General features: G+C 69.6%; 5 protein-coding genes and 1 pseudogene. 2 read left to right on the plus strand and 4 right to left on the minus strand.

Annotation, left to right across the window (positions count from 1 at the left end):
* Window positions 1-9 precede the first annotated feature (9 nt).
* The 3 genes from AC3WL8_RS25500 to edd form a co-directional block, all read right to left on the minus strand.
* Window positions 10-1,485 (minus strand): circularly permuted type 2 ATP-grasp protein, encoded by a 1,476-nt coding sequence (locus AC3WL8_RS25500; protein WP_153954427.1) that lies wholly within the window; start codon window positions 1,483-1,485, stop codon window positions 10-12.
* A 325-nt stretch (window positions 1,486-1,810) separates the two neighbouring features.
* Window positions 1,811-2,317: a gluconokinase gene (locus tag AC3WL8_RS25505; protein WP_194946826.1), complete on the minus strand. Its 507-nt coding sequence runs from the start codon at window positions 2,315-2,317 to the stop codon at window positions 1,811-1,813.
* Window positions 2,318-2,466: 149 nt separating this feature from the next.
* Entirely contained in the window at window positions 2,467-4,362 is a 1,896-nt protein-coding gene (edd, locus tag AC3WL8_RS25510) for a phosphogluconate dehydratase (protein WP_153954429.1), read from the minus strand.
* Between edd and AC3WL8_RS25515 the strand changes: the two genes are divergently transcribed.
* Together AC3WL8_RS25515 and AC3WL8_RS25520 are read left to right on the plus strand one after the other, a co-directional pair.
* A complete protein-coding gene (locus AC3WL8_RS25515) occupies window positions 4,361-4,573 on the plus strand; it encodes a hypothetical protein (protein WP_211980883.1) in 213 nt (70 codons plus the stop codon). The genes edd and AC3WL8_RS25515 overlap by 2 nt on opposite strands.
* Window positions 4,574-4,616: 43 nt before the next feature.
* On the plus strand, window positions 4,617-5,555 hold the full coding sequence (locus tag AC3WL8_RS25520) for a MurR/RpiR family transcriptional regulator (RefSeq protein ID WP_013956134.1): 939 nt from the start codon (window positions 4,617-4,619) through the stop codon (window positions 5,553-5,555).
* A 110-nt stretch (window positions 5,556-5,665) separates the two neighbouring features.
* Here the strand turns inward: AC3WL8_RS25520 and AC3WL8_RS25525 are convergent.
* Window positions 5,666-6,988, minus strand: a pseudogene (locus AC3WL8_RS25525) (ComEC/Rec2 family competence protein).
* Window positions 6,989-7,119: the final 131 nt, after the last annotated feature.

The raw sequence follows: 7,119 nt of genomic DNA on the forward strand, positions 1-7,119 counted from the left end.
GGTTCGCGTTCATCGTTCCAGCACCCAGGTGTCCTTGGTGCCGCCCCCTTGCGAGGAATTCACCACCAGCGAGCCTTCGCGCAGCGCCACGCGGGTCAGGCCGCCGGGCACCATGCGCACCTCCTTGCCCGACAGCACGAACGGGCGCAGGTCGATATGGCGCGGCGCGATGCCCGACTCCACATAGGTCGGGCAGGTCGACAGCGCCAGCGTCGGCTGCGCGATGTACTGCTCCGGGCGCGCCCTCACCACTTCGCGGAAGGCATCGATCTCGGCCCGCGTCGCGGCCGGGCCGACCAGCATGCCGTAGCCGCCGGCGCCGTGGGTCTCCTTGACCACCAGTTCTTCCATATGGTCCAGCACGTACTGCAGGTCGTCCGGGCGTCGGCACATATAGGTCGGCACGTTGCTGAGGATCGCCTCTTCGCCCAGGTAGAAGCGGATCATGTCGGGCACGTACGGATAGATCGACTTGTCGTCGGCCACGCCCGTGCCAATGGCATTGCAGATGGTCACGTTGCCGGCGCGGTAGACCGACAGCAGGCCGGCCGCGCCCAGCGAGGAATCGTGGCGGAACACCAGCGGGTCGAGGAAGTCGTCGTCGACGCGGCGGTAGATCACGTCGATGCGCTGCGGGCCCTGCGTGGTGCGCATGAACAGGTGGTCGTCCTCGACGAAGAGATCGCTGCCTTCGACCAGCTCCACGCCCATCTGCTGCGCCAGGAAGGCATGCTCGAAGTACGCCGAGTTGTACATGCCCGGTGTCAGCACCACCACGGTAGGATCGGCAATGGCCTGCGGCGACACCCCGCGCAGCATGTCGAGCAACAGGTCAGGATAGTGGGCCACCGGCGCCACGCGGTTGCGCGCGAACAGATCCGGGAACAACCGCATCATCATCTTGCGGTTTTCCAGCATGTACGACACGCCCGAGGGCACGCGCAGGTTGTCTTCCAGCACGTAGAACTCGCCCTCGCCGGCGCGCACCACATCGATGCCGGCCACGTGCGCATAGATGTCGTGCGGCACGTTGACGCCGAGCATCTCGGGCCGGTACTGGGCGTTGTTGTAGATCTGGTCGGGTGGGATCACGCCGGCGCGGATGATGTCCTGGCCGTGGTAGATATCGTGGACAAAGCGGTTGAGCGCGGCCACGCGCTGGCGCAGGCCCTTTTCCAGCAGCGCCCATTCGCTGGCCGGGAAGATGCGCGGGATCACGTCGAACGGAATGGTGCGTTCAGTGCCGCTGTTGGCCTCATCCTTGTCGCCGTAGACGGCAAAGGTAATGCCCACGCGCCGGAAGATCAGGTCGGCCTCGGCGCGCTTGTTGCCCATCGTGCTTTCAGACTGCCGCGCCAGCCAGTCAGCGAAATGCCGGTAATGCGGGCGCACCGCGCCTTCAGGCAATGCCTGCCCCGCCTGGATGACTAATTGCGCCCCGTCCGTGCGCCAGTCCAGCATCTCGTCGAAATACCGCCCCGCCATGATGGCCGTTCCTCCATGTCGCGGGCTTCCGGTGCTACCGCTTCATTGCGACTTCGTGGTCGCTACCGGCTGCCCTGGTTTTGCCCTGGCTTTCCTGTCCCCAGCCCGCCGCGCCTGCCCGTTCGGGGCGCCCACGGCGATACTGTCGAGTCACTGGCCCTTTCAGCATACCCGTACCGGCGAATCCCGCAAGCTGGCGGGTGCCGGCCGGCACGGAAAGTGAACTAGCAAGATGTCTGCCAGCGCACGCAAAAACGGCCGCCAGCCAGGCTGGCGGCCGCTTGCGGGCTGCGCGGGAACGAGCCGACCGGAACGGCCGGCGCGGTCAGCGCGCCGCGCCGGCGCCCTGCGACACCGTGGCCTGCAGGATGGTGGCGACCAGCGCCTCGGGGGACTGGCGGATGTCGAGCACCAGCGCGTCGCTGGGCTCTTCCAGCGTATCGAACTGGCTTTGCAGCAGGTCGGGGTTGAAGAAGTGTTCCGTGCGCGCGGACAGGCGCGTGCCGATCAGCGATGCGTCGCCCTTCATGAAGACGAAGGTCACGCCGCCGTCGGGCGGAGTCAGCCGGTCGCGGTAGGCCTGGCGCAATGCCGAGCAGGTGAACACATGGGTGCGGCCTTCGGCCCGGGCCGCGTCGATGGCGGCACGCATGGCCGCCAGCCACGGCCAGCGGTCTTCGTCGGTCAGCGGGATGCCCGCGTGCATCTTGGCCTTGTTGGCGTCGCTGTGGAATGCATCGGCGTCATGGAAGCCGCAGCCCAGGCGCTGCGCCAGCAACTGGCCGACCGTGGTCTTGCCGCTGCCGGAAACGCCCATCAGGATATAGATCATGTCTGCTCCGTCGGTCTTGGTATCGGATGGTGTCGCCATCCTTGTCTGTCCTTGTCGGTCCAGCTGGGCGTCCTTGCGGCGGCGCAAGGACGCCCGGGGGCGCTGCCGCCCCGCAGGAAACTTCAGGGGAAAATCGGCCTCAGGCCTGGCTATTGTGCGACGGATTGCGCCGCTGCGGTACGTTGGCGCCGGCCTGCGCCGGCCTCGGCATCCGCCTCAGACAGGTCAAGTGCGCTGCCGCCCTCTTCCGCGATGCGCGCGTGGCGCCGGAACAGGCCGAACAGGCCGCGCCCCAGGCTGAATTGCGCGAAATCGTCGTCCGGCGCCGCGGCCAGTTCGCGCGCCGCGAATTCGCCTTCGTCGCCCAGCCACTGCAGCGTGCCGGCAACGGCATCGACACGGATGCGGTCGCCATCGCGCACGCGCGCCAGCGCGCCGCCGGCCAGCGCCTCGGGGCCGACGTGGATCACCGCCGGCACCTTCCCCGACGCGCCGGACATGCGGCCGTCGGTCACCAGCGCCACCTTGTGGCCGGCGTCCTGCAGCGCGCCCAGCACCGGAGTCAGGCGGTGCAGCTCGGGCATGCCGTTGGCGTTCGGCCCCTGGAAACGCACCACCGCGACCAGGTCGCCGGTCAGCTCGCCCGCATCGAAGGCCGCCTGCAGCGCCTCCTGCGCATCGAACACCCGCACCGGGGCTTCGACCACGCGGTGCTCCGGCGCCACCGCCGAGACCTTGATCACGCCGCGGCCCAGGTTGCCCTGCATCAGCCGCAACCCGCCCTCGGCCGAGAAAGGCTCCGCGACCGTCGCCAGCACCTGCGCGTCGCCGCTGTGCGCCGCGCCGTCGCGCCAGCGCAGCACGCCGTCGGTCATCACCGGCTCCTGCGCATAGCGGGCCAGCCCGGGGCCGGCCACGGTCTGCACGTCCTCGTGCAGCAGACCGGCCTGCAGCAGTTCGCGGATGACGAAGCCGGCGCCGCCCGCGGCATGGAAGTGGTTCACATCGGCCGAGCCATTCGGGTAGACGCGCGCCAGCAGCGGCGTGATGCGTGACAGCAGGTCGAAATCATTCCAGTCGATGACGATGCCCGCGGCGCGCGCCATCGCCACCAGGTGGATGGTGTGGTTGGTGGAGCCGCCGGTCGCCAGCAGGCCGACCATGGCGTTGGCAATGGCGCGTTCGTCAACGATGCGCGCCAGCGGCAGGTATTCGTCGCCGCGCGCGCGCAGGGCGATCGCGCGTTGCGCGGCCGCCGCGGTCAGCGCATCGCGCAGGCCGCTGTCCGGGTGCACGAAGGCCGCGCCCGGCAGGTGCAGGCCCATGATTTCCATCAGGAACTGGTTGCTGTTGGCGGTGCCGTAGAAGGTGCAGGTGCCGGCGCCGTGGTAGGCCTGGCATTCGGCCTCGAGCAGCGCATCGCGCCCGACCTGGCCGGTGGCGTATAGCTGGCGCACGCGCGCCTTCTCCTTGTTGGGCAGCCCGCTGGCCATCGGGCCCGCCGGCACGAACACCATCGGCAGGTGGCCGAACTGCAGCGCGCCCATCAGCAGTCCCGGCACGATCTTGTCGCACACGCCCAGCATCAGGGCCGCATCAAAGGTGTTGTGCGACAGCGCCACCGCGGTGCCCATGGCAATCGCATCGCGCGAGAACAGCGACAGCTCCATGCCCGGGTTGCCCTGCGTGATGCCGTCGCACATCGCCGGCACGCCGCCAGCCACCTGCGCCACCGCACCGACCGCGCGCGCGGCCTCGCGGATCACGGCGGGGTAGCGCTCGTACGGCTGGTGCGCCGACAGCATGTCGTTGTACGCGGTGACGATGCCCAGGTTGGGCGCATGGTCGACGCGCAGCTTCAGCTTGTCGTTGGCCGGCAGTGCGGCAAAGCCGTGCGCCAGGTTGGCGCAGGACATGCCGCGCAGCGGCCCCAGTTCAGCCTGCGCGCGCTCGCAGCGGGCAAGGTAGGCTGCACGGCTGGCGCGGCTGCGCGCAACGATGCGCTCGGTGACGGCAAGAAGCTCGGCATGGACGGCAGAAGGCATGGCGGAGACGTTCCTTGTGGGCTGGGTGGCAGCGCGGCAATGCCGCGCCATCGCATGTAGATTTTCTACAGATCGCTGCCATTATACCGAGCACAAGCGCGCCGTCGACCTGCTCATGCATCACAATTGCGCAGAAATTCCCGGAATCAGGGCAAACCCCGAGGGCGGACGACGCACCATTTCGGGCAAGATGCGGCGCCATCCGATGTAGAATCTCTACATATCCGAACCCCCGACACTGCCACCCCGCCGCCATGCGCGACCGAATCCTAGCCGTCTACGACACGCTCCGCCCTTCTGAACGCCGCCTGGCCGACTATGTCGCCCGGCATGGCGCCGCCGTGATCCGGCTGTCGATGCCCGAACTGGCTGAGCGCGCCGGCGTGTCGCAGCCCACCATCGCGCGCTTCTGCGCGGCGCTGGGCTACGACGGCTTCCGCGAATTCAAGCTGCAGTTCGCGCAGAACGTCGGTGGCGGCACGCCCTTCGTGCACCAGGACGTAGCGGCCGACGACCGCCCCGCGGACATCGCCGGCAAGGTCTTCGACCGCACCATTGCCACGCTGATGAGCGTGCGCAATGCGCTCTCCGCCGACCAGATCGAGCATGGCATCCAGCTGCTCGCCGGCGCGCGGCGCATCGAGTTCTACGGCTGCGGCAACTCCGGCATCGTCGCGCTGGATATCCAGCACAAGTTCTTCCGCCTGGGCATGCCGACCGTTGCGTATTCCGACCCGCATGTGTTCAGCATGTCGGCCGCGCTGCTCGCCCGTGGCGACGTGGCCGTGCTGGTCTCCAACAGCGGCCGCACCTGGGACATGCTGACCGCCGCCACGCTGGCGCGCAGCAGCGGCGCCAGCGTGCTGGCGATCACGCACAGCGGCTCGCCGCTGGCTCGGCTGGCCGACGTGTGTGTGTTTTCCGACGTCGAGGAAGACAGCGAGGTCTACACGCCGATGACGTCGCGCATCAGCCACCTGGTGCTGGGCGACGTCCTGGCCGCCGGCGTGGCGCTGGCGCGCGCGGACACCGTCGCCCCCCGCCTGCAGCGCGCCAAGGCGCATCTGCGCGAACGGCGCATCGCCGGTGCGGAGCCGGCCCGGCCAGTACCGCCGGCACGAAGCCGCGCCAGGCCCGCTGCGGCCGAGCCAGCCACGCCCGCCACCCGCACGCGCCGCCGCAAGGCCAGCTGACTCGCTAACGCGGCGCCGGCGGTCGCGCCCGCCAGTAGCGCGGCTGCGCCTGCCGGAACATTGACAACGCAAAGCCCCCGGGCGCGGTGTCCATGGTCACCGCGCCGGTTTCATCGGTCCGGTAGCGCAGGACACCCGCGCGGCCGCAGCGCTCCCACACTTCGCCAGTCGGGTGGCGAACGCAGCTGCGCGCATTGCTGGCAATGGCGGCCTGCTGCGCCTGCTCCGCGAGCGGATGCAGCACGGTAAAGCGCAAGCGTGCGTTGATCGACAGGTTGCCGGCCGAGGCGCTGCGTGCCGACGTGCTGGTGGTGGCCCACCATGGCAGCGGCACCTCGTCCGGCGCAGCCTGGCTGGAGGCGGTGCGCCCGTCGGCGGCGGTGTTCCAGCTGGGTTATGCCAACCGCTAGCCCGCCGTGCAGGCGCACGCGCGCGGTGGCGACCGGCGCGACCAGCAGCCCGACCCCGAGCGCGGCCAGCACCAGCGCCAACGGCCCCGCGCTGGCCGCTTCCCACATCGCCCATGGCAGCGCGGAAAGCCAGCCCAGCACCGCGGCCAGCGCCACCATGGCCAGGTGGGCCACCGCCAGCACCGGCCCGGCCAGTGCCATCGGCAAGGCCGCGCCGAGCAATGCCAGCGGCGTCACCACCAGGCTGACGAGCGGAATCGCCACCGCATTGACCAACGGCGACACCACCGATACCTGGCCGAACAGCACCAACGTCAGCGGCACCAGCCCGATGGTCACGGCCCACTGCGTGCGCGCCCCGGCGGCGAGCGTGGAACGCATGCGTTGCCAACGCCCTTGCGTCGAAGCATCCCGCCCGGGCCGGGCCGCGAAGAAGATCACCACCACCGCGCCGAAGGACAGCCAGAAGCCGGGCAACATCACCGCCCACGGATCCAGCAGCAATGCCACCAGCGCCGCCCAGGCCAGCGCCACCGAGGCGGGCGGCGCACGCGCACCCCACACCGCAATGGCCGCCACGCAGAGCATGGCCACGGTGCGCAGCGCCGGGATCTGCATGCCGGCCAGCAATCCGTAAGCCAGCGCACTGGCCACGGCCGCCACCAGCGCGGCCTGCCGGGCCGGCAGCCACAGCGGCAACGGCCGGCGCAGCCAGCGGCCGAGTCAGAACGAATGCCGCCACAGCAGCCCGGCAAGCGACGCCGCCATGCCGGCGATCATGGTGATATGCAGCCCGGAGATCGCAACCAGGTGGCTGACGCCGGTGCGCTGGAACAGTTGCCAGTCGTCCGCGTCGATGCCACGCTGGTCGCCAATGACCAGTGCGATCAGCACCGGACCGAAGCGCGCATCGGCCGGCAGTGCCGCGCGCAGGTGATCGCGCACGGCGGCGCGCCAGGCTTCTATTTGCCACGCCAGCCGCTCTCCTGACACATCCTGGAGCGGGCCCTGCGCACTGCGCACATAGCCGGTGGCGCCATAGCCTTGCGCCAGCAGCCAATAGGCGTATTGACATCCCCCCGTCCTCAGCCTTCGGCTGCCGCCTTACGGCGGAAAGGACGAGGATTCCTACGGCGCTACGTGATGCTCTACGT

The organism is Cupriavidus sp. FW305-F7 (assembly GCF_058782875.1).

Excerpts from the sequence above, each read along its gene's own strand:
- AC3WL8_RS25500 (WP_153954427.1), bottom strand. The coding sequence starts at position 1,485 with ATGGCGGGGCGGTATTTCGACGAGATGCTGGACTGGCGCACGGACGGG.
- edd (WP_153954429.1), bottom strand. The coding sequence starts at position 4,362 with ATGCCTTCTGCCGTCCATGCCGAGCTTCTTGCCGTCACCGAGCGCATC.
- AC3WL8_RS25505 (WP_194946826.1), bottom strand. The coding sequence starts at position 2,317 with ATGATCTATATCCTGATGGGCGTTTCCGGCAGCGGCAAGACCACGGTC.
- AC3WL8_RS25515 (WP_211980883.1), top strand. The coding sequence starts at position 4,361 with ATGGCGGAGACGTTCCTTGTGGGCTGGGTGGCAGCGCGGCAATGCCGC.
- AC3WL8_RS25520 (WP_013956134.1), top strand. The coding sequence starts at position 4,617 with ATGCGCGACCGAATCCTAGCCGTCTACGACACGCTCCGCCCTTCTGAA.